The following is a 23,732-nucleotide window of genomic DNA, read 5'->3' on the forward strand; positions in this document are numbered from 1 at the left end:
AAAATAGATAAATATGTTAACACAATTAAAAACACCAGGTGCATTTATAGAGGAAGTATCGATATTTCCTCCTTCAGTAGCACAGGTGGAAACAGCAATTCCTGCATTTGTAGGGTTTACTGAAAAAGCAGAAAGAAAAGTAAAAGATGATTTGCTACAGGTGCCAACAAGAATTACTTCGTTGTTGGAGTATGAAACGCTTTTTGGAGGGGCAAAGAAAGAGCAATTAACGTTAAAAGATGATCTAGTAAGAGGGACAGAATTAGTAACAACAGATGTTATCTTTTTAATGCCGTACGCTATGCAATTATATTTTGCGAATGGAGGAGGTCCTTGTTACATTGTTTCGGCAGGAACTTATGAAGCTTATGCTATCACAGAAGGAGAAGGAGCTGAAGCACCAGATGTAAGAATGAAAAAAGGTTTAGATGCTGTAGCATTGGAGGATGAACCAACACTTCTTGTATTTCCAGATGCAATAAAAACACTTGATGAGGCAAAGTTTTATGGTCTTTATCAAGATGCATTATCACAAGCTAATGAGTTAAAAGATCGCTTTGTGATTATGGATACTTACAGAGGAGAAACTGAAACTGAAATTGATGTAGAAGGAACTCCTACTATTGTTAATACAATAGATGAATTTAGAACAGCTATTCCAGGAGATAAATATGGTGCAGCGTATTTTCCACACGTAAAAACCATTTTAAACTACGAGTTTGATGAGAATGCTTTAATTGTACATGATGGAACGGGGTATGATTATGCATCAGAAATTGCAGAATTAGATGTTGTAATAGCTAGTGTTGATTTAGATATAGCTAATAATACGGAAGATAATTTTGAACAAAATCAGGAAACTATCATTGAGATTATGAGGAGAATAAATGTTACTCATGATATGACTTTTGATTTAACAGGTATTGAAGCATCTATTAATTCAAGTGAATTAAAAGCTGCTTATGCTAATGCTATAATACTTGCTTTAGGTATTAAAGATGATGATGATGGTGCGTACAAGGATGGTACACTATCTGGATATAAAGGGACAACTGCTTATAATGAGATTCAAGCACTTATCAACGCTACTCCAGTCGTATTATCGCCATCTGCAGCAATTGCAGGTGTATATGCAAAAGTAGATAGTACAAGAGGAGTTTGGAAAGCACCAGCAAATGTAGGATTAAACTATGTAGTGGGACCTACTGAAAAAGTAGATAATACACAGCAAGATGGATTAAATGTAGATCCAAATGCAGGAAAGTCAATAAATGTTATTAGAACATTTACAGGAAAAGGGACCTTAGTATGGGGTGCTAGAACACTAGATGGCAATAGTAATGAATGGCGTTATGTATCAGTGCGTCGATTCTTTAACATGGTAGAAGAATCTGTAAAGAAAGCTTCAGAACGCTTTGTATTTGATGCAAACGATGCTAATACTTGGGTGAAAGTAAAAGGAATGATCGAAAACTTCCTAAACACGCAATGGAGAGCAGGAGCACTAGCAGGAGCTACGCCAGAGGACGCTTATTTTGTAAGTGTTGGACTAGACGAAACAATGTCTGCACAAGATATCTTAGAAGGAAGAATGATCGTTGAAATCGGAATGGCTGCAGTACGTCCAGCAGAATTCATCATACTTCGATTCTCACATAAATTACAAGAATCATAAAAATTAAACAGTAAAAATTAAAACAGAAAATTATGAATGAATATCCGTTATCAAAGTTTCACTTTGGAGTAGATTGGGGAGGAACCAATATTGGTTTTCAAGAGGTTTCAGGTCTAGATATGGAAGTAGAGCCTATTGAATATCGTCAAGGCGCAAGTCCAGATTTTACAAAGATCAAGATGCCTGGTATGAAGAAGTTTAGTAACATCACATTAAAACGTGGATCGTTTAAAGGAGACAATGAATACTTTGATTGGTTTAACAGTATCCAATTAAATACGGTAGAACGTAGAACTATCACAATTTCATTATTAGATGAAACTGGAACACCTGCAATTACTTGGAAAGTAAACAAAGCATTTCCAATCAAGATAATGTCTACAGATTTAAAAGCAGAAGGAAACGAAGTAGCAGTAGAATCTATCGAGATCGCACATGAAGGATTAGTGATCGAAAACAATTAATAACAAATTAAATAATAAACAATAAACATTTTATATTATGAATTATAAAACACCAGGTGCATTCATCGAGGAGGTATCAATATTTCCACCTTCAGTAGCACAAGTTGAAACGGCTATTCCTGCTTTTGTAGGATATACAGCAACAGGGCCTGCAAATGAACCTACTAGAATTACTTCTTTATTAGAGTATAAAACATTATTTGGAGGTGCACAGCCACAAGCAGATATTTCTGTAAAGATTGAGAATGGAGTAGCTACAGCTTCTCTTGATAAAGCAGATGTAAGTGATTTTAAAATGTACTATGCTATGCAAATGTATTTTGCAAATGGCGGAGGTCCTTGTTATATTGTATCAGTAGGAAACTACGGTGGAGGTGTCTCTTTTACAGAATTAGAAGCTGGATTAGCAGAAGTAGCAAAAGAAGATGAGCCTACATTATTAGTATTTCCAGACGCTTTATCACTACCAACCGAAGCTGAAGTATATTCTCTATACATCACTGCATTAAATCAATGTAATAAGTTACAAGATCGTTTTGCGATTATGGATACTATTGAAGATAATCAAGCATCTGTAGATAGTTTCAGAAATAGTAATGTACCAGGAGATAAGTACGGAGCTGTATACTATCCACATTTAGAAACTATTTTAAATTATGAGTATGAAGATGGAGCAGTAACTATCGATGCAAATAGTACAAATAGTGCAGGTGTAGCTATTACAGAAACAGATTTAGCTGCTTTAAAAACTGCAAATTCAGGAGCTTATAATGCTGCTAAAAATGACATCGCTTCATCATTACGTGTTGTTTTACCACCATCATCAGCTATGGCAGGTGTATATGCAAAGGTAGATAGTACAAGCGGAGTTTGGAAAGCACCAGCAAATGTAGGATTAAACTATGTAGTAGCACCAACACTAAAAATTTCTAGTCAAGATCAAGAAAGTCTTAATGTAGATGCAAATGGAGGAAAGTCAATAAATGCTATCCGTACGTTTACAGGAAAAGGTACTTTAGTTTGGGGAGCTAGAACACTAGATGGTAACAGCAATGAGTGGCGTTATGTATCTGTTCGTCGTTTCTTTAACATGGTAGAAGAGTCTGTAAAGAAAGCTTCAGAGCGTTTTGTTTTTGAATCTAATGATTCTAATACATGGGTACGTGTACGTGCTATGATCGAGAATTTCTTAAATACACAATGGAGAGCAGGTGCATTAGCAGGAGCAACTCCAGAAGATGCATATTTCGTAAGAGTAGGCTTAGGAGAAACAATGTCTGCACAAGACGTATTAGAAGGAAAAATGATTGTAGAGATTGGAATGGCAGCAGTGCGTCCAGCAGAATTTATTATTCTTCGTTTTTCTCACAAACTACAGGAATCATAAAATAATTTGAGAGCTTAAAAAATATAAATACTGGGTACGCTTTCGCGAAAGCGGAAAAAGGAACACTACACGTAATTTATATTCTTTATCGTGCATTGAATTAGAATAATAAAACAGTAAAAATTAAAACAGAAAGTTATGAATGAATACCCATTATCAAAGTTTCACTTCTCAGTAGACTGGGGAGGGACTAATATAGGTTTCCAGGAGGTTTCAGGTCTAGATGTTGAAGTAGAACCTATTGAATATCGTCAAGGCGCAAGTCCAGATTTTACAAAAATCAAGATGCCTGGTATGAAAAAGTTTAGTAATATCACATTAAAACGTGGATCATTTAAAGGAGACAATGAATACTTTGATTGGTTTAATAGTATCCAATTAAATACCGTAGAGCGTAGAACTATTACGATCTCATTACTAGACGAAACAGGAGCGCCAGCAATTACTTGGAAAGTAAATAAAGCATTTCCAATGAAGATACAATCTACAGATCTTAAAGCAGAAGGAAACGAAGTAGCCGTAGAATCTATTGAGATTTGTCACGAAGGATTAGTCATCGAAAACAACTAAATCATGGCAGCAATATATCCACCCACTAGTTTCTCTTTTATTGTCAACGGGGTTTCTACTTTAGAAGGCATTGATTCTCAATTTCAATCGGTAACAGGACTTAGTACTGAGATTGGAGTTGAAGAGTATGCCGAAGGTGGAGAAAACAGATTCTTACATCAACTTCCAATGCGTCCTAAGTATCCAAACTTAGTGTTGAGAAGGGGATTGATTACAAACTCTGGCTTGATTAAATGGAGTAGAGATGCTATGGAGAAGTTTCAGTTTGAACCTCGAGATCTTATTATAACACTTAATGGAGGAGCAGAATCTACAGCACCTTTGATGGTGTGGAATGTGATAGGTGCATATCCTGTTAAATGGGATGTGTCAGAATTTAATGCCGAAGAAAATAAATTGGCAATAGAAACTGTAGAGTTAAAATACAGATATTTTACAATACCTAGCGCAAGCTTTGGCCTATAAGTGATCAAAAAACAACACATAGGACGCTGATTCATAAGAGGTAAATCAAAAACATTTTTTGAATAATACATACAGATTCGTGGAGTATTCCATGATGCTGAAAGGGCGTGCTATGTGTTTGATTTTTGAAGATGTTGTTTTAAAAAAAATGGAACATAATAAAGTAAAACAATATGCCAATAGAAATTAAAGAGTTACACATAAAAATTAATGTGGACGAGAATAAAGCAGGAAGTACAGGAGTAACTACTGTCGATCAGGAGAAAGTGACACAATTAATACAAGAAAATGTGTCGCAAATAATGAAAATACAACACCGTAAAAAAGAAAGATAATGGGATTATTTGAACAGGGAATAATTGAAAAATTAACCATAGGAACATACGAGAACTCTGATTATAAAAAAAGAGTAGCATCTGGAGTTTTTACTGCTTTTCTTAATCCAGAAGGGTATGATGTAACTTTTAAAACAAAGCTTAATAAAGAGCAACCAGAAGGTGCAGCAAAAACTAATCAGAAATATGTTTCTTCTCCTTCTACAGATTTGAATTTAGAATTTCTTTTTGACGGAACAGGAGTTACAGAAGCTAATGCAGGACTTGCACTTATTAATAGAATACAACGCAAAAACTTTGCAGAAACAAGTGTAAAAAAGCAATTAAAAGATTTTTATGAAGCAACAGGAGAATTTGTATCTGGAATTCATAAACCCTATAACGTAATTATTAACTGGGGAGATTTTGAGTTTAAAGGAATACTTGCAGAGTTTACAGTAAACTACAAGTTGTTTGATAGTAGCGGACTTCCATTACGAGCTGTAGGAAAAGCAAAATTTTGTGAGTCTATAAGCCCTGAATTAGAAAAAGCGATAACTACACCAAATTCACCTGATGTGACGCATACTAGAATGGTCAAAGCAGGAGATACATTGCCTTTAATGACTGAGCGTATTTATGGAGATGATAAATACTACTTAGAAGTAGCCAGAATAAACAATATCACAAGTTTTAGACAACTACAACCTGGAACAGAAATTTTCTTTCCACCGATTGAAAAAGTATCATAAATATGAACAATAGCGGATACATACAAACATCAAAAAATCCTGACTTAATTACACATAAAGTACTGTCAGGAGGAAGTGAATTACCAGGGAAATATGGTGTAAAAAGCATCGTAGTAGAAAAAGAGATTAATAGAATCCCTTATGCTCAGATTGTTATTTTAGATGGTAGTGCTTCAGAACAAGATTTTGAATTAAGTAATGAAGAGTTACTAATTCCTGGTAAAGAGATTGAAATTACAGCAGGATATCATCTTGATGAAGAAACTATTTTTAAAGGTGTTGTCATTAAACACAATATCAAAGTAAGAAAAGGGAAGTCATATCTCATTATTGAGTGTAGAGATGAAGCTGTTAAAATGACAGTAGGTAGAAAGAGTAAGTATTTTTATGATAGTACAGATAGTGCAATTATAGAAGAACTTATAGGAAATCAAGGACTAACAGCCGATGTCGAAACGACTTCAAATGAACATCAAGAATTAATACAATACCGCACATCTGATTGGGATTTTATGCTCACAAGAGCACAAGTAAACGGAAAGTTGTGCTTTGTTGATGATGGAACGGTAAAAGTAGCAGCGCCAGTTTTAAGTGGTGATACTGTAGAAACAGTAGTATATGGTTCATCAATTTATGAATTTGATGGAGAGATAGATGCTAGAGATCAGTTTGATAAGATTACATCCTATTCATGGAGTTATACAGATCAAGAACTTTTAGAAACAGAAGCACAAGATCCTAGTGTAAATCTTAATGGAGATTTAGCAGCAAGTGATTTAGCAAATGTGTTACAATTAGACAATTTTGAATTAAGACACGGCGGTAATCTATCTCAAGAAGAACTACAAGATTGGAGTGACGCAAAAGCATTATATCAACAACTAGCAAAAACAAGAGGACGTGTAAAATTTCAAGGAATTCCAGCTGTAAAACCAGGCACTCTCCTACAATTAGAAGGAGTTGGTAATCGCTACAACGGAACTATTTATGTGACAGGAGTACGTCATGAGATTGTAGATGGAAACTGGTTAGTAGATGCACAATTTGGATTATGTCCTACTTGGTTTTCAGAAACCTATGATGTAACAGACATGCCAGGTTCAGGAATCATTCCAGCAATAAGCGGATTACATATTGGAATTGTAACACAACTTGAATCTGACCCAGATGGAGAAGATCGAATCTTAGTTCAAATTCCAATTATCAATAATGAAGAACAAGGTATTTGGGCACGTATTGCCACACTTGATGCAGGTGAAAATAGAGGTTCTTTTTTTAGACCAGAAATAGAAGACGAGGTCATTGTAGGTTTTATAAATGATGATCCTAATGATGCTGTTGTTTTGGGAATGCTAAATAGTAGTACAAAACCAGCACCACTTACTGCTTCTGATGATAATCATGAAAAAGGAATTGTCACTCGTAGCGAAATGAAAATGATCTTTAATGATGATAAAATTTCCTATGTCTTAGAAACTCCAGCAGGTAAAAAAGTAACTCTAGATGAAGATGCAGATCTTGTTCAAATAGAAGATGAACATGCAAATATTCTAACTTTTAATAGTGATGGAATCACCATGGAAAGTGCCGGAGATATAAATATTAAAGCTACTGGAGATGTGAATGTAGAAGGAATGAATATTAATGGAAAAGCAAATGCACAATTAAAAGTTGAGGGTAGTGCTGGAGCAGAAATATCATCTGGAGCAGTTACAGTAGTTAAGGGCTCTCAAGTACAAATTAATTAATAAAAATAATAAATGAAACCAGCAGCGAGGATTACAGATATGCATACATGTCCTTTGGTAACAGGAACGACACCTCATGTAGGAGGACCTATACTTCCAGCAGGAGAACCTACTGTGTTGATAGGAAAAATACCTGCAGCCAGAGTAGGAGATAAAGCGCTATGTACAGGTCCTCCAGATACGATAGCATCAGGCTCAGGAACAGTCTTAATTGGAGGGAAACCTGCCGCTAGATTAGGGGATTCTACAGTGCATGGAGGAGTTATAGTAGCAGGAGAAGCAACGGTTTTAATAGGAGGATAATTATGAAAATAGATAGAGATTTTTTAGGAAGAGGGTGGAGTTTTCCTCCTGAATTCAATAAGGCTCAAAAAGAAGTAGCAATGACAACAGATGTAGAAGACATCAATAATAGTTTGGTCATTTTACTTTCTACTCGATTAGGAGAACGTGTGATGCTTTCTGATTATGGATGTGATCTAGAAGAGCTGTTGTTTAAGCCGATTACATTGACACTCATAACACAAATAAAAGGGATCGTTGAAAGAGCAATCCTTTATCATGAGCCAAGGATAAGCATTCTAAGTATTGATATTGATAGCAGCAATGAATTAGAAGGAGAAATTCTAATAGTGGTAGACTACGAAGTCAGAAACACAAATACAAGAAGTAATATCGTCTTCCCTTTCTATAAAGGAGAAGCAACAGAAATCTAAAAACATGAAGAAACAAATAGATACATTTTCACACTATAGCGACGGTAAATCACAATCGCAACGCTTTTTAGAGACATTAGATCCTAAGAGTTTCAAACTTCATGATTTAAACATGGCAGATTGGTTGCTTTTTGCATACAATTTTGCAAAGCATGTGAATTACTTTGATAAAGATAATAACACAACTCCTGAAGGAAATTGGCAGGACTTCTTTAATTATTTTGAGATTGATCAAGAAAGCATTCCTAGAAGAGAAACCATTGCATACAAAAAGCTAGAAAAAAATGTCTTAAAAACACTTTCTGATTTTGAAAACGAAAGATCGCTTACACCACATTTAAGTCTTTTTGTATGTTTTATTAGACTTTTAGAATTGTCTCAAGAAAAATTTAATAATCTATCAAAGAGACATCTTGATTTCTATTATGGAGAAGTATTAAAAATAGAAAAGAAAGAAGCTGTTGCAGATAAAGCATATATCATTTTTGAACTTGCCAAAAAAGCAATTCAAGAAAGAATACCAGCAGGAACTTCATTAGATGGAGATAAAGATACACAAGGTAAAAAACGAGTATATAAAACAAATGAAGAGCTTGTTGCAAATCAAGCACAAGTTGTTGGGTTAAGAAGTTTTTTAAATGACGAAAAAAAGAAAGAACTCAAGCTTGCTAGAAAAGCCGATTCATTAGATGGTTTAGAAAAAGAACTTCCAGAAGAAAGCAATTTTTGGTGGCCATTTGGATATAATTCTAGTGAGACTAATTATGAAGAATTACCAGATGCCAATCTAGGGTTTTCTATAGCGTCATCGTTATTAAATCTAAAAGAAGGAAAAAGAAAGGTTACTGTAACAATAGAGTATACAAAAGAGTCAGATAGAGCATTAAGCTATAACTCAGAAAATAACGGAGTCACCGTTTTTACGGCAAATGACTTTAGAAATAATATTGAAACTCAATGTAGTGGAGAAGAAGAATGGTTGTCTGGTATAACGTTAGGAAGTGTTTCAAATACTTCTAAATCATTAACATTATCATTTGAATTAGCAAAAGATTTTCCAGCAGTTGTAAATTATAATCCAGAGGTATTATTAGAAAGTTTCAATACAACTTTTCCAGTAGTACGTTTTCTAATTAAAGGAGATAAACGCTATGATTTATATCAAGCATTATCATTAAAAGAAATTCAAAATATAACAGTCTCTGTAGATGTAGAAGGTATTACAACGGCAATGATTGAGAATGATAATGGAACTTTAAATGCAGAAAAGCCTTATTTTCCATTTACAGGACAGCCTACAAAAGGGTCTAATTTTTATATTAGACATCCAGAAATATTTTCTAAAAACTGGAATAATGTTAATGTTAAAATAAATTGGAAGAATACTCCAAACTCAATAACAGATCATTATAAAGCATATGTGTTTAATTCTGGAGATAACCTCTCACAACAGACTTTTAAAACAATAGCTCCAACAGCAAGATTAGAGTCAAGTACAGGAGTATCAGCACAAGCATTTTCATTAGCTACGGCACAACCATCAGGATCAGTTGTAAATTCGGATTCTTATTTTAGAGCAAATGCTTACTTATTAGACAGAAAAGAGTGGGGCTTAAAAAATCCAAATGTTGTATTGTTTAATCAAACAACAGATGGGTACAATACTAATTTTACAATAACGAACACTACAAGTGATGTAGGTACCGCAGAAGCAATACGCTTATCTCTAAATCAAACAGCACTACAAGATATATATCCACAGTTATATACACTTGCATTATTGGATTCTAATACAGTTCCAAACGAAAATTCAGATACATTAATTCCTAATGAGCCGTATATTCCTGAGGCACAAGATATAGAATTGAGCTATTCTGCAACAGATATTGCTTATTCATATGTATCAAGAAGTAGTAGTGGCGGACCTTCAGAAAATAAAGAGATAAGAGTGTTTACTGAAGATGTTTTTGGACAATATATAAAGTCTCCAGATGCTCAACAATTAGTGCCAGCAAATGTTCCAGGAGGACAGTTTTATGTAGGACTAGATGCAATGCCTAGTCAAAGAATATCACTGCTTATTCAAACATTAGAAGGAAGTGAAAACCCAGAGGTAGATACGTTTGGAGATCGCGAAAAAATAACTTGGGAAGTACTCTCTGGAAATACGTGGAGAAACTTATCTGAATATATTTTAGAAGACGACACCAATAATTTCTTAAAATCAGGAATTGTAAAATTTGATATACCTAGAGATGTAGATGTAAATAATACACGTCTTCCTAAAGATCTTGTTTGGGTGAGAGCTAGTATGAAACGAAGCTATGATGCTGTATGTAGAGTACAAGGCGTATTTACGCAAGCTGTCTTAACAACATTTGAAAATAATGATAATGAGGTATCTCATTTAGAAACAGGACTCGAAGCAGAAACCATTAGTAAACTCATTACTAGAATACCTAAAATCAAGTCTGTAAACCAAAATTACAACTCGTTTGGAGGGGTATATGAAGAATCAGATGTACAGTATTACAGAAGAATTAGTGAGCGCTTAAGACATAAAAATAGAGCAATTACTTCATGGGATTATGAGCAACTTATTTTAGAAAACTTCCCAGAAGTATTTAAAGTAAAATGTTTAAACCACACCTCTGAAGACTCTTTTATGTCACCAGGTAATGTAACGTTAGTTGTCGTGCCAGATACGAGAAATAAAAATGCTTTTGATATCTACCAGCCTAGAGTAAGTAGAAATAGTTTGAGCACTATAAAAACGTATATAAATAGTTTAAATACAGCACATGTAAATGCTTCAGTGATAAATCCTAATTATCAAGAGTTGAGAGTAGCCATAGCTGTAAGATTCTTTGAGCAATTTGATGAAGAGTTTTATAAAAAACAGTTAGATATAGATATTAAGAAATACATCTCTCCTTGGGCTTTTGAAGCAGACCGCTCTATTGTTTTTGATGTGTCTTTAAATACAAACCTGATGCTAAACTATATAGAGCATTTAGCGTATGTAGATTACATAGATAACATCAGGGTATATAAAATAATTCCAGTGATAGATGAAGATGGTAATAGAACTTTTAGAGAAGAACTACAAACAAGTGCTTCAATAATAGCAGATCCTAAATCCATTTTAGTGTCGGCAAAACAACATCAAGTGACTATTGCTAAGAAAGTGTGTGACGATCCAGATAGTTTTCAGAGGACAACTGTAGACAGTGAAGTTATGAGTCCTCCAGAAAATCCAAATCCACCAACGGTAGGTTTGTAAGGCGTTTACGCTTTCGCGAAAGCAAAAAAAATATTAATTACAAGTACATGTCATCTTGGTTTTGTACTTAGAAAAAACATAAATAAATGTTAGAAAATCAGCATATCAGTATACCTAAAAAAGTTGAGACTCAAGATGATTTGGATTTTCAATTTTTGAGAAGAACAGGTATTAATTATATAGAGCAATTAGGAAGTAAACTTTGGACTGATTTTAATTCTCATGATTCAGGTATCACGATATTAGAAGTGTTAAGTTATGCGATAACTGACCTCGGTATGAGAATGGATCTGAATACCGCAGATATCTTAGCATCAAACGAAGCCGGAAAAGGAATACAAGATCAGTTTATTAAGGCTTCAGAAATTTTACCAGCTAAGCCTTTAACACAAATCGATTATAGAAAGTTAATTCTTGATATTGGAGATAGCTCCATGGGTGAGAAACTAGTGAAAAATTGCTGGATCATGCCCAGAGAACAAACACTATTTGTAGATTGTAATACAGGGGATATCGCTTTTGATAGTACAGATCTGCAAACAGATAAACTACAGCAGTTTAATATAAAGGGTCTATACGATATCTTAATAGATTATAATGACGAGATAGATGATTGCGGGAAGTCTACAGTGCTCTCAGAAACATTAAACCGTTTTCATGATAATCGAAATCTATGTGAAGATCTTATTGAAATAAAAGAAGTGCCTACACAAAACATTGCTGTTTGTGCAAGAATAGATGTAGAAAATAATGCAGATGAAGAATGGGTACATGCAAATGTCTTGAAAGTAATTAATAATTACTTAGCACCAGATATTAACTTCTATTCGCTAAATCAGTTATTGGAGGAAGGATATCCTACAGATGAAATTTTTGAAGGACCTATTCTTGATAATGGATTTATAAAGACAGAAGAGCTACAAAATAGCGAACTGCGTAGAGAAATACGAGTTTCGGATCTGATTAAAGAAATCATGTCTGTAGAAGGGGTGAAAGTGATTAATAATATTTCTATTAATAATTGTGATGGAAAAGTTAATCTAGATGATTGGGTATTATGTGTTGACTATGGTAAGAAGCCTGTATTATGTGATTTAAGTTCTTTTAGTTATAGTAAAGGGACTTTGCCTTTAAATATTAATGAGGCTCAGGTAGTCGCTTTTCAACAACAAATTAGAGAAGAGGAAGCGCTTGCTAGAGAAAATGCAAGACTTAATAAAGAATTAGAAGTACCTCAAGGAACTGTATTAGATATAGAAAACCATTCAACAATATTAAATGATTTTCCAGATACGTATGGTGTAGGAGAAACAGGTATTATAGCAAAATCAACTCCCGAAAGAGAAGCATTAGCAAAACAGTTAAAAGGATATTTATTATTCTTTGATAAAATGCTTGCAAGTTATTTTCAACACTTAGGTAAAGTGAAGGAGTTATTAAGCATCAACGGAACATTAAAACGCACTTATTTTACACAAGCAATCAAGGGAGTAAAAGGATTTGATGAATTAGTAAGTGATAGTTATGAAACTTCTAATGATACAGTACTTACAGATACTCTTTATAAGGCATTAGATAATAGTGTAGAAAGAAGAAATCAAATTTTGGATCATCTTATTTCGAGGTTTTCAGAGCAATTTAATGAGTATACTTTTTTAATGAAAACTTTGTATGGTAGAGCTTCAGATGAAATTATTCTTAATAATAAAGAAGCATTCCTAAAAGAGTATAAAGATGTAAGTGCAGAGAGAGGATTAGGGTATAATTATTATGCACAACCAGATTCAGAATTATGGAATACGTCAAATATTTCTGGAGTACAAAAAAGAATAGCTCGATTACTAGGAATACAAAATTATGATCGTAGAAATTTATCAGATTCTCCTGTAGTTATTAATAGTGTTACAGATACAGATGGTAATGCTACATATACTTGGAAAGTTAAAAACGCTAGCGGAAATATTGCACTTTCTTCTGTAAATACAAAAGAATTAGAGTATGCAGCTTTACAAGAAATGTATGAAGCAGTTTTCCTTGCGATACAGATAGATGCAGAAGATCTTGATATTGCTTTTGAAGAAACGTTTGAAGATGGAGATTTTGTAGGAAACTTAAAGATATGTGTTTCTGGATCAGGAAGATATTATTTTAAAGTAGTTAAGAAAGAAAGTTCAGATGGTGTTACTCCAGAAGAAGTAATAGCCATTCATAATCCCACTTATATTACTCAAGAAGAGTTAAAGGATGTAATAAGAACACTAATTAATTACTTCAAGTTTGAATTTTCAGAAGAAGGAATGTTTCTAGTAGAACATTTATTGCTAAAGCCAAGAACAGAAGTTGATTATGAGCTTTTAGGAATTGGATGTATGGATGTAGACAGTAGTTTTATTGTTGCTTCTGATGTTAAAACCGATGCCGAAGTTGGGAGTGAAGAGTTTATGACTTCTTGTGAAGATGGTTGTGAAGAAGATGTATTTGATCCGTATACGTATAGAGTAAGTATTGTATTACCAGGATATACATTCCGTTTTTCTAACCCTGATTTCAGAAAATATGCTGAGACTTTAATTAGACAAGAACTTCCTGCACATATACTCGCAAAGATATGTTGGGTAGGAGATAGACAAGACGGAACTACTGCTGCAAATGATTTATATGATTTTGAAAAAGTCTATAAGAAGTACTTAATAGATAAATCAGGAGAAGATCTTGCAAGTTTAGCTACGAGTACCAGAGATCTTATTGCAGCCATGAATAACTTAAATAATATATACCCTCCAGGAAGACTTCTAGATTGTGATCAAGATGATAATGATGACTTAAATGGAAAAATAATCTTAGGGCAATCAAACATTTAAAAGCGTTTAAAAAAAATAAAAGATGAATACTAAATTAGATAATATAACAGTACAGTATAGAAAGTTCAACGAGAACCAGGCGCTTACAGAAGACCAGTTGAACGAATTTATAGATTATTTTGAAGATCAAGATCGCCTATCTAGAACCCGTCTCAGTGGTGTAGGTGTAGTCTGTGGTTTTAGAACTGCATCATCATTTGGACTAGCTGATCCAAATCTAAATGGTCTTGGAATAAGCCAAGGAGCAGGAGTGACAACAGATGGCGATATTATTACCCTAAGAAACAATCTGGATGGCCTTAAAGAAGTGTCTATAGATTTAGATGGAAAAGTGTTTACACACTATCGATTATATGAGACAGATAATGAAATATTCTCATATCCTCATTTTACGGATCTAACTTCTATGATAGAGTTAAAGAATTTAAGTGATATTCAGGATGGTGAAGTAGGTTTTGTCGCATTAGATGAAGCTACATTAGCAGGAAAAGTAGTGCTTCTATATTTAGATAGTTATGTGAATGAAGGTGGTGATTGTGATACTGTAGATTGTGATAGTCAAGGAGATGAACAAGTCTCTGATTTAAAAATATTGCTAGTAAGTACTGCCGATGCTCAAAAAATTATAGAAGGTAATACTCAAGATACTATTTATAATAAATACAACGAGTTTGAAGTACTTTATGATGACTTGCCAAATATAGAAGTAGCTAGAGCCTTTTTAACAGCAGATGTAACAACAAATGCAGAAGTAAGAGCGAAGTTTACAAGTGCTATAGAAAGAGATAATATTTTAAAAAAATTAGGTGAAGGGTTTGAGCTGATTAGCAATACATTTGGTGTGCCTATAAATATATTAGGTACATTAGAAGCTTCCTTAAGAAGTCTATTAATTAATACAGAAACAGATTTTCAATATCGTTATGATTTATTAAAAGACTTAGTAGCGACTTACAATGAAATTAAAGACTTGCTTTTGCATTTAAAAGCAGAATGCTGTCCAAATATTCAATCTTTTCCTAAACACTTAATGTTAGGTCCAGTAGATGCTTCTTTAGAATTAGGAGAGAATACTCCGTATCGTCATGATTTTTATAAATCACCAATTCTTTCTGAAGAAGATGAAAACTACGCAAGAACTGTATTACTAGCAGAACGTTTTGTACAAGAAATTGAAAACTTCCGAAAGTTTATTGGTCCTGTTAGAATTACACCTTCTAAAAAAGATACTAATTTAGGTGAAAAAGCAGTCCCATTTTATTACAATGTAACAGATGAGTTACTGGGAACTTGGGATTATGAAAAATCAGAAAATGATGAAGAAGACCAAAATTTAAGTTATCATAAAGGGAATTTAGCTAGCGATGATTTTGTTCAAAACCCATTAAATTATACGTTAGATGATAATAACTTCTTCCGAATAGAAGGTCATTTAGGACAATCTTATAAAATTGCCTATGAAAATATCAATACCATAAAGGCAAAATATGGTTTACCATTTGATATTAAGACAGTAATGCTACGTAGAAAAAGTGCAGATGTAATTAGCGGTCCTGTAAGAGGTTTCCCTATTACTTCTACTCCTAGAGTACTAAATACTCAAAGAGTTGCATTAGATCCGACTATTGAAGTGAATGATACACAAAAGGTGGACTTAGAATCTACTACTGATGTAAATGATACACAGAGAGTAAGTGCAGATTTAGTAAGTGATCAAGAGGTTTTAAGAACAGCAGAACAACTCCCTGAATTATCATTAGAGCCTGAAACAACTGAAATCTCAATTGCTGATTTAAGACAACAATTATTAGAAGTGTCAGAAGCTTTTGTAAGCAATGCAGAAGTAGATCAGCAAGAAACATTACAAACTATTGCTAATCTAGATTATCAATTGAATTTGTTAAATGAGGTGGAAGCATTAACAAAACCACCACTTACACAAGATGGAGGTGTTACTGTAGTTACACAAGATCAAAAAGATGATGAGATAGAGAGTGAGTTGTTGAGTGACTTTATGGAAAGGCATTCAGGACTAGAGCATTTTGCAGGAGTAGAACCAGGAGGAACATTTATTTTGGTACATGAGTCAGAAGATAGTCCTCAAGTGATTGCAGATTTTTCATTACCATATTTATGTTGTGATAAGAAAGATCCAGTATTCTTAGTATTACCAGTAACACAACTTTGTGAAAATGATGCACCTATTCCAATGACGGTAATTCCACTAGATGGAGAAATTAAAGCATTTGCTAATGGAGTGGCAATTCCAGGTATTGTGGCAAAAGGAGGACAGAGTGTATTTAACCCTAGTTTAGTACCTGTAGCAAATCACGAAGATCAAATTACATTTACTGTAAATGATGATCCTGTAGAAACTATATTAACCGTATTTGCTCAGTCACAGTTAGAAGTAACAACGAGTATAGATTATGGAGATGCAAATTCACCTACGCCTACAGCAGAAGTAGATTTTGTTTTAAATAATTATAATCCTCAGTTCACGTATGAATGGAATTATGGAGACGGAAGTCCTATAGATGTTAATCCTCCAATTGTCAGTAATACGGTAACACATGTATATAGTTTGGTAGTAGGACAGGAAGAAGTTTATACTCCTACAGTAACAATTACAAACACAAACGGATGTAGTACGGTAGTGCAAATAGAACCTGTGTCACTTAAATTAGCGATTAATAGGAATACACAAATACGTATTTATTTTGATTCGTCTGGTTCAATGAATTCTTCTTTAGCACCATTAACAACAATGAAAGATGGTGTCCTGAAAAATACATTATTACCATTATATGATAATGACTTAGCTGCTTATAATGACAAAGTAAAAATACGTAATTTCAGAGATGAAAGAACTTTTGATGTACTTAATTTAGAAGGAGAAGCTGCTCCAGAAGGTAATGTGATTGTATTGGTATTCCAAGATGAAGCTAATGCTATTTATCATTCTGGCAGTATTACACCTAGAAGATCTCAATTTGAAACAGATATTACAGCCTTTAAAGGTAGGTTAGCCAATAACTTTGGAACAGGAAATCCAAATTATTATAGAGGTGTTGTATTTCAAGTGATAGGTAATAGTACGTTTAAAACTTTAATGGAGGCAGTAGAGAATGGCAATCAGTCACCAGCGACTCCTAGCGATTATACTTCATTAAGTAATAACTTAGTTTCAGAAGTAGCAGGAGGACAAGTACAATTCCAGTATGATGTTCAAGATGGGGATACAGCTCAACAGTATTTTAATATTATAAAAGCAGCATTAGTTGGTTTTGGTTACGAGATACCAGAGACTACTGTGTCTCGAGTTGCAGCACCATCAACTCCAACTTCTCCTTCAACGCTATAATTGCTAAAAAATAAAAGATGATGAATAATCGATTAACGAATATAACAACAGAATATAGAACATTCAGCAAAGGACAATATGTAGAGCATACCCAATTTAATGAGTTTTTAGATTATTTTGAAGATCAAGATCGTCTCTCTAAAACCTTATTGCGAGGAGTAGGGATTGCTTGTGGATTAAAACACCAACTCAAATATTCGACTACTGATAGAAGAGTAAGAGTTGTAGATGGAGTAGAAATATCTCAAGGAATTGGAGTAACCACAGATGGTGATCTTATTACGTTAAGTGACATTACTCAGGTAAGTGACGAACTAGGAGTAAGTGATCTTAAAAAAATAAATCTAAAAAGTAAGTGCTATTCTTTTTTTAAACCTTACGATAATTCAAAAGTAAATTATCCTCCTTTTTATGAAGATGATGGTAATCAAATTCCTCTTTGGGAATTATCAGAAACAAATAATAAAGCCGAAGAATATACACCTGTAAATGAGTCAAGCGACGCTATTTTAAATATTTTATACTTACTTATATACATAGAGTCTTATGAAAAAGAGGTACGTCCTTGTAGAGGAGTAGATTGTGATAACCATGGGTTACAACAAATACAAAATGTAAAAGTACTCTTTACTAATTTGAGAGGGATAACTAATATTGTTAAGAAGGGCGATACATTATATCCACATCCATCAAATAGTACGTTTCCTGAGTTGAGGTTAAAACGAGCACTAGCAAATCCAGAGCTTAATAGTATTGGTGATCTTAAAAAAATCTATAGTGATATTGTCTTAGATACAACATTACTAAATGATATGTCTGCAGGTATAGCTACTGTAACATCACATTTCAAAATAGTAAATAGGTTTGATCAACTAGATTTAATATCAAAACTTACCAATACCATAGCGCTTAATAATGATGGGGCTACAGGCTTTCAGTATGCATATGATTTTATGAAAGATTTGGTAGAGACATATAACGAGATAAAAACGTTATTACCAAAATCATTTACAAGTTGTTTTCCTGATTTTAATGCGTTTCCTAAACATGTAATGATTGGAAAGGTTGTAGATAATACTGCTAATAATTTTAGACACGAATTCTATAATTCTCCAATATTAGATGATGAAGCTGTAGAAGCTAAAATTAAAATATTAATTCAACGATTTAATGAATTAGTTGAAAATTTTGGATTGCCAACTGTTTCAAAAGTAGCTCCGGATATTAATATTACGCCTTCTAGAAAATCAATAGAATTGAGTAGTAAAGCCATACCTTTTTATTATAATATAGATGAGGAGTTTCTAAAAAGATGGAGTTTTGATAAGACAAGTCATAGAATAGCAGATAGAAATTTGACCTATAATATTTTAAATCCATTACTGTCAAATGATGCTAATATAAAAGGTGCTACCGCTTTTAATCTAGAGAAAAACACTTTTTATAGAATAGAAGGACATCAATCACAACCATACTCTTTAGTACAAGAAGTGCTTAATTTTAAAAAGAATGCATCTCAATTGTCTTTTGATGTCATGTCACTTTCACTAGAAGAATTAAATAATAATAAAGATCTTTCTAAAGCTTATTTTAAAGAATATGTAGCAGAACATCCAGGCATAGAACATATGGCAGGAGTAGAGCCAGGAGGAACGTTTGTTATTGTGTATGAGTCAGAAGCAAATCCAATTGTAATTGCAGATTTCTCCCTTCCATATTTATGTTGTGGACCAAAAGTAGATGTAAGTCTGAGTTTGCCGGTAGATGAAATTTGTAGTGGTAGTAAAGCAATTCCTTTTACTGTGTCACCATTAGATGGAGTTGTAGAAACAGTCAATGCTATAAGAGGCAATGGAGGTGTTGTAAAAATAGGAGAACAATATTTCTTTGATCCAACATTAGTAAGCTCATCATTCTATAATACAGATATTGGATTTACTGTTAACGGTAAGTCTACAGGAACAACAATAAGAGTAGTGTCACAACCTAATGTTTTAATAACAGTAGATAATATAACACCTTCTGAAAATGATACAGATGTGTTTGTGACGTATAGAATAGAAGGTACAAATAATGCTAATTATCAATATGAATTTGATTTCTTAGGTAATGGAAATTATATTTCAGTTACTCCAGTTAATGGAATTGTGGGCTATACTTTTTTCAATTATAGAAATACAAAGAGTTTAAAAACACCGATCACTAATGTAATCGTAAGTGGAAATGGTTGTTCTGATACTATAGAAGTTATCGTTCAGTCGTCTAATGAAGGTCCAACTGCAAATGCAGGTAGTGATGCTAGTATACAATTACCCGAAAATTCTGTAACTCTAGATGGTTCATTAAGTGATGATACAGATGGAACAATAGTAAGTTATTTGTGGACTAAAACATCATTCTTAGATGCAACGATAGAAACGCCTACTAATGAATTAACCGAAGTAACTGGTATGGCTGAAGGAGAACATACTTTTGAATTAACAGTTACAGATAACTCAGGAGATACATCTACAGATACAGTAACAATAACAGTACTTCCTAGAAAGAAAGTTGGGCCAACTGCAAATGCAGGTAATGATGTTAGTATACAACTACCCGGAAATTCTGTAACTCTTGATGGCACATTAAGCGATGATACAGATGGAACAATAGAAATTTATTCTTGGGTAAAAAAAACAGCATTAAGAGCAATTATAGCAAATCCTAATGATATTATGACAACGGTGACAAGTATGGTGGAAGGAGAACATGTTTTTGAATTAACAGTTGAAGATAATGATGGACTTATTGCTGTAGATACAGTAACTATTACAGTGCTTCCTGCTAAGAATGTTGCTCCAACTGCAAATGCAGGTAGTGATGCTAGTATACAATTACCCGAAAATTCTGTAACTCTAGATGGTTCATTAAGTGATGATATAGATGGAAGTATAGCTAGTTATTCATGGGTGAAAACATCGTTATTAGACGCAACTATAGAAACGCCTACTAATGAATTAACCGAAGTAACTGGTATGGCTGAAGGAGAACATACTTTTGAATTAACAGTTACAGATAATTCAGGAGATACTTCTACGGATACAGTAATTATAACAGTTCTTCCTGCTAAGAAAGTTGGACCAACTGCAGAAGCGGGGAATAGTAGAAGTATAAGATTACCTCAAAATTCTACTACTCTTGATGGTTCTTCAAGTACAGATTTGGATGGAAATATAGAAAATTATTTTTGGGTGAAAAGGACGTCATTAAGAGCAACTATAGAGAAACCTAATGATGCTACGACATTAGTAACTAATATGGTTGAAGGTACTCATATATTTGAATTAACAGTTGAAGATAATGACGGACTTACTGATGTTGATACAGTAACAATTTCAGTAGTTAATCGAGAAATTATTGAAAATCCTAAAGGAAATTGTGATCCTAATTTAGAGTGCTGTGTTGATGATGGAAATGGAGGATATAGGCCAGCAGTAGGAGATGAACCTTGTATATAATAAAGTTTAAAAAACACATCTCAACACTTTAAACGGTTGTTTTTAGAGAAAGGAGTTATAAAGATTGTCTTAAAGTGTGATGTGTTTTTTATGTTAAATGCTTTATATGACCCGTTGTACATTTTAATAAAATAACTATTATATATTCTGATGATCTTCATTATTTTCCCTAAATCTTAAAGAAATCTATTTAAAATGAACAACGGGTTTTATATACCATATACCCCTCGAGATATCTCGAGGGGTATATTTATTTACCTGTGTTTACTAAAATAATTCAAGTACATAGATGTTTTTGTAATGTGTTGATTATGTTTTTGTTATAATATTACTGTAATTAAATAAATAATATATGGGTAAGCCGTAAATTGTTGATAATCAGGAAAATTTGTTTTAATTTTAAGTAATTACTAATCTCATAAAACATAGCATTATGTTAAAATCAATTTTAAAACTAAACGGAGTTAAAGAGTTAACTATTGCGTCGCAACGACAAGTAGAAGGAGGGTGGATTCCTAGAAATATTTGTCATTCTGATGATGAATGTCACCATACACAAGAATGTATTGCTTGTATTTGTACGGCTCCCGGTGATCCAGTATAATTATAGTATTAGCCAGTTAGGTAAGCGAACTTTTATAAGTTCGCTTTTTTTATACCATCAATCTACAATAGAAAATGTAAACGAACTTTTATTCTTATAAATATCATTAGGTAGTAATAAAGTAGAGGGAAAGTGCTGATTATTTGGTGAATCAGGAAAATGTTGATTTTCAAAACATATTGCCGGATATACCTCATAATGAGTTCCGTCTTTATACGTTAATTCAGGAAATGCTTTAGGCGTATAAACAACCATAGCAGGTTGATTCGTACTTATTGTCATTAAGATTCCAGAAGCAGGACTATATAAAGAAGCTTTTATGGGTTGATCTTTTAAGATAAAAGTGTCATCATATCCTTTAAAAGTTACATTCCCAATTTTTGATTGTTCTATACGATCATAATTATTATGTGCAGTAGATACGTAACCCCCGGTAGGAACTAAATTAGCATCTACTTCTAAATAAGAATCACTGGCTATTTGTAATTCATGATCAAGAATGCTACCAGATCCATTAAGATTAAAGTACGAATGATTGGTGAGATTTACATAAGTAGCAATATCTGTAGTAGCTGTATAGGTTATAATAACTTCGTTAGTTTCTGTAAGCGTATAACAAACAGTTACCTGTAAAGTGCCAGGATATCCTTCTTCAAGATGCTTACTTACATACGATAAAGTAATTGTTTGTGAATTTTCTTGAGATTCGAAAGTCCAATATTTTTTGTCAAATCCATTTTTACCTCCATGTAGATGGACCTTATTTTCAAAAGCGAGATCCGTATCTTTAATAAACATACTTTCTTTTGTGTGCGAAATACGCCCAGCATATCTGCCTATAGTCGCACCGAGATATAAATTATGGTTTGTATAAGGCAACTGTTTATAGGCTTCAGGAGTAGAAAGTCCTACAATAACATTGGTGTTTTCTCTATGTTTATTAGGTACTTTTAATGAGGTGATAGTAGCCCCATAATTAGAGATCTCTAAACAGCAACCATTTGTATTGGTAAGTATCCTTGTTTCAAGTGTAGGCATAAACGATATAAAGTTATAAAGGTAGCATCATAATAAGCATGATAAAGTATCCTAGTATATTTAACCCACATTATGCAATAAAACTTCGTGATGAGGGTTGAAACAGCAATGAAATATGACGTTTTCTGAGTTTTAGCATAGCATCGCTATGGTTAAACTCAAAAACGTAGTGTAACGATATATTTTACAGCAGTTTCAAGACGGAATAGATTTTCTATTGTATAATGCGGGCTTAAAAAGCCTGCATGAACTACAGACCTTTTAAACATCCTGTATATTTTAATGTGTTAGTGTAAGAAATCCTCTAGCCCTTTTGTTTCTACTTCAGCATTTTTAGGAAAAGAAGTAGCTACAAACGTTTTGAGATGGTTGCTTACAATACTTTTATAATGTCCAGATTTAATAACTTGACCTTTCATAGTAAGTTCTTCTGTGCCAGTAAGTATAAAAATATGAACCAATTGCCACCAAACAATAGATACTTCACCACTTTTAGGTGTAACAGAAAAAGTATCACTCACAGTTGTAGCTGTCGAAAATGTAACCGAGTGTGAAAATGTTTCAGTAATACTAGCACTAATAGAGCCCATATCACCAGATACTCCCATACTTGCAGAATACTGTTGAGTTTGTGAGTTTGTAATAGCGGTTCCATTTGTTACAGAAACCAATTGACTAAAAGGAGTCGCTGGGCTTGCTGAACAGGATACAACTTTTTGCCATTGTGCTAATACGCGGATTTCTTGATTTTTACGTGTAATTTGCATTAAGTCCAGGTATTTTGGATCATTCTCTGTTTGATCAGGAATACTTTTTAAAGAAAGTTCAAAAGGTTCTGATATTCCAGGAAATTGATTGATACCATTAGGTCTTGGTGGTGGCGGAATTTTATTCCAATTAGTAGTTGTCATAAACGTTTATGTCTTTTAAAAAAAATGATTGTTAAAACTTAAAATATACGGACTTAAATTTAATAATACGGAGATTGTTTTGA

General features: G+C 33.4%; 17 protein-coding genes. 15 read left to right on the forward strand and 2 right to left on the reverse strand.

The genetic code is table 11. The annotated features are described in order from the left end of the window. Positions 1-13: 13 nt before the first annotated feature. The 15 genes from Q1A01_RS05560 to Q1A01_RS05630 all read left to right on the forward strand — a co-directional run bounded on the left by Q1A01_RS05560 (position 14) and on the right by Q1A01_RS05630 (position 21,700). The gene (locus tag Q1A01_RS05560) at positions 14-1,675 is read left to right on the forward strand and encodes a phage tail sheath C-terminal domain-containing protein (RefSeq protein ID WP_299677231.1); all 1,662 of its coding nucleotides are present in this window, start codon (positions 14-16) and stop codon (positions 1,673-1,675) included. A 32-nt stretch (positions 1,676-1,707) separates the two neighbouring features. Then, complete coding sequence (locus tag Q1A01_RS05565) at positions 1,708-2,139, forward strand: phage tail protein (RefSeq protein ID WP_299677234.1); 432 nt, start codon at positions 1,708-1,710, stop codon at positions 2,137-2,139. Positions 2,140-2,176: 37 nt separating this feature from the next. Then, the gene (locus tag Q1A01_RS05570; RefSeq protein WP_299677237.1) at positions 2,177-3,526 is read left to right on the forward strand and encodes a phage tail sheath C-terminal domain-containing protein; all 1,350 of its coding nucleotides are present in this window, start codon (positions 2,177-2,179) and stop codon (positions 3,524-3,526) included. Between the two features lie 138 nt (positions 3,527-3,664). Beyond that, positions 3,665-4,096 (forward strand): phage tail protein, encoded by a 432-nt coding sequence (locus Q1A01_RS05575; RefSeq protein WP_299677240.1) that lies wholly within the window; start codon positions 3,665-3,667, stop codon positions 4,094-4,096. Positions 4,097-4,099: 3 nt separating this feature from the next. Continuing rightward, a complete protein-coding gene (locus tag Q1A01_RS05580; protein ID WP_299677243.1) occupies positions 4,100-4,561 on the forward strand; it encodes a phage tail protein in 462 nt (153 codons plus the stop codon). Positions 4,562-4,734: 173 nt separating this feature from the next. Then, the gene (locus tag Q1A01_RS05585; RefSeq protein WP_299677246.1) at positions 4,735-4,896 is read left to right on the forward strand and encodes a DUF5908 family protein; all 162 of its coding nucleotides are present in this window, start codon (positions 4,735-4,737) and stop codon (positions 4,894-4,896) included. Beyond that, positions 4,896-5,627 carry a LysM peptidoglycan-binding domain-containing protein gene (locus tag Q1A01_RS05590; protein ID WP_299677248.1) on the forward strand — a complete coding sequence of 244 codons (732 nt, stop codon included), beginning with the start codon at positions 4,896-4,898 and terminating at the stop codon, positions 5,625-5,627. The genes Q1A01_RS05585 and Q1A01_RS05590 overlap by 1 nt, the downstream gene beginning before the upstream one ends. Positions 5,628-5,629: 2 nt before the next feature. After that, positions 5,630-7,375: a type VI secretion system tip protein VgrG gene (gene vgrG / locus Q1A01_RS05595; protein ID WP_299677251.1), complete on the forward strand. Its 1,746-nt coding sequence runs from the start codon at positions 5,630-5,632 to the stop codon at positions 7,373-7,375. A 12-nt stretch (positions 7,376-7,387) separates the two neighbouring features. Beyond that, a complete protein-coding gene (locus Q1A01_RS05600) occupies positions 7,388-7,678 on the forward strand; it encodes a PAAR domain-containing protein (protein ID WP_299677254.1) in 291 nt (96 codons plus the stop codon). Between the two features lie 2 nt (positions 7,679-7,680). Further along, complete coding sequence (locus tag Q1A01_RS05605) at positions 7,681-8,091, forward strand: GPW/gp25 family protein (RefSeq protein WP_299677257.1); 411 nt, start codon at positions 7,681-7,683, stop codon at positions 8,089-8,091. A gap of 4 nt (positions 8,092-8,095) precedes the next feature. Further along, entirely contained in the window at positions 8,096-11,374 is a 3,279-nt protein-coding gene (locus tag Q1A01_RS05610) for a baseplate J/gp47 family protein (protein WP_299677260.1), read from the forward strand. 86 nt (positions 11,375-11,460) lie between these two features. Beyond that, positions 11,461-14,235, forward strand: a complete 2,775-nt coding sequence (locus Q1A01_RS05615) for a hypothetical protein (protein ID WP_299677263.1) — start codon at positions 11,461-11,463, stop codon at positions 14,233-14,235. Between the two features lie 22 nt (positions 14,236-14,257). Next, positions 14,258-17,599 carry a PKD domain-containing protein gene (locus Q1A01_RS05620; RefSeq protein WP_299677266.1) on the forward strand — a complete coding sequence of 1,114 codons (3,342 nt, stop codon included), beginning with the start codon at positions 14,258-14,260 and terminating at the stop codon, positions 17,597-17,599. Between the two features lie 17 nt (positions 17,600-17,616). Further along, the gene (locus tag Q1A01_RS05625; RefSeq protein ID WP_299677269.1) at positions 17,617-21,096 is read left to right on the forward strand and encodes a PKD domain-containing protein; all 3,480 of its coding nucleotides are present in this window, start codon (positions 17,617-17,619) and stop codon (positions 21,094-21,096) included. Positions 21,097-21,529: 433 nt separating this feature from the next. Further along, the gene (locus tag Q1A01_RS05630; RefSeq protein WP_299677272.1) at positions 21,530-21,700 is read left to right on the forward strand and encodes a hypothetical protein; all 171 of its coding nucleotides are present in this window, start codon (positions 21,530-21,532) and stop codon (positions 21,698-21,700) included. A 57-nt stretch (positions 21,701-21,757) separates the two neighbouring features. On the opposite strand, the gene Q1A01_RS05635 is transcribed toward Q1A01_RS05630, so the two are convergent. Next, entirely contained in the window at positions 21,758-22,738 is a 981-nt protein-coding gene (locus tag Q1A01_RS05635; RefSeq protein ID WP_299677274.1) for an aldose epimerase family protein, read from the reverse strand. A 287-nt stretch (positions 22,739-23,025) separates the two neighbouring features. Further along, positions 23,026-23,649 (reverse strand): hypothetical protein, encoded by a 624-nt coding sequence (locus Q1A01_RS05640; protein WP_299677277.1) that lies wholly within the window; start codon positions 23,647-23,649, stop codon positions 23,026-23,028. Positions 23,650-23,732: the final 83 nt, after the last annotated feature.

It is taken from the genome of uncultured Dokdonia sp. (assembly GCF_947492815.1).
Classification (GTDB): Bacteria; Bacteroidota; Bacteroidia; order Flavobacteriales; family Flavobacteriaceae; genus Dokdonia.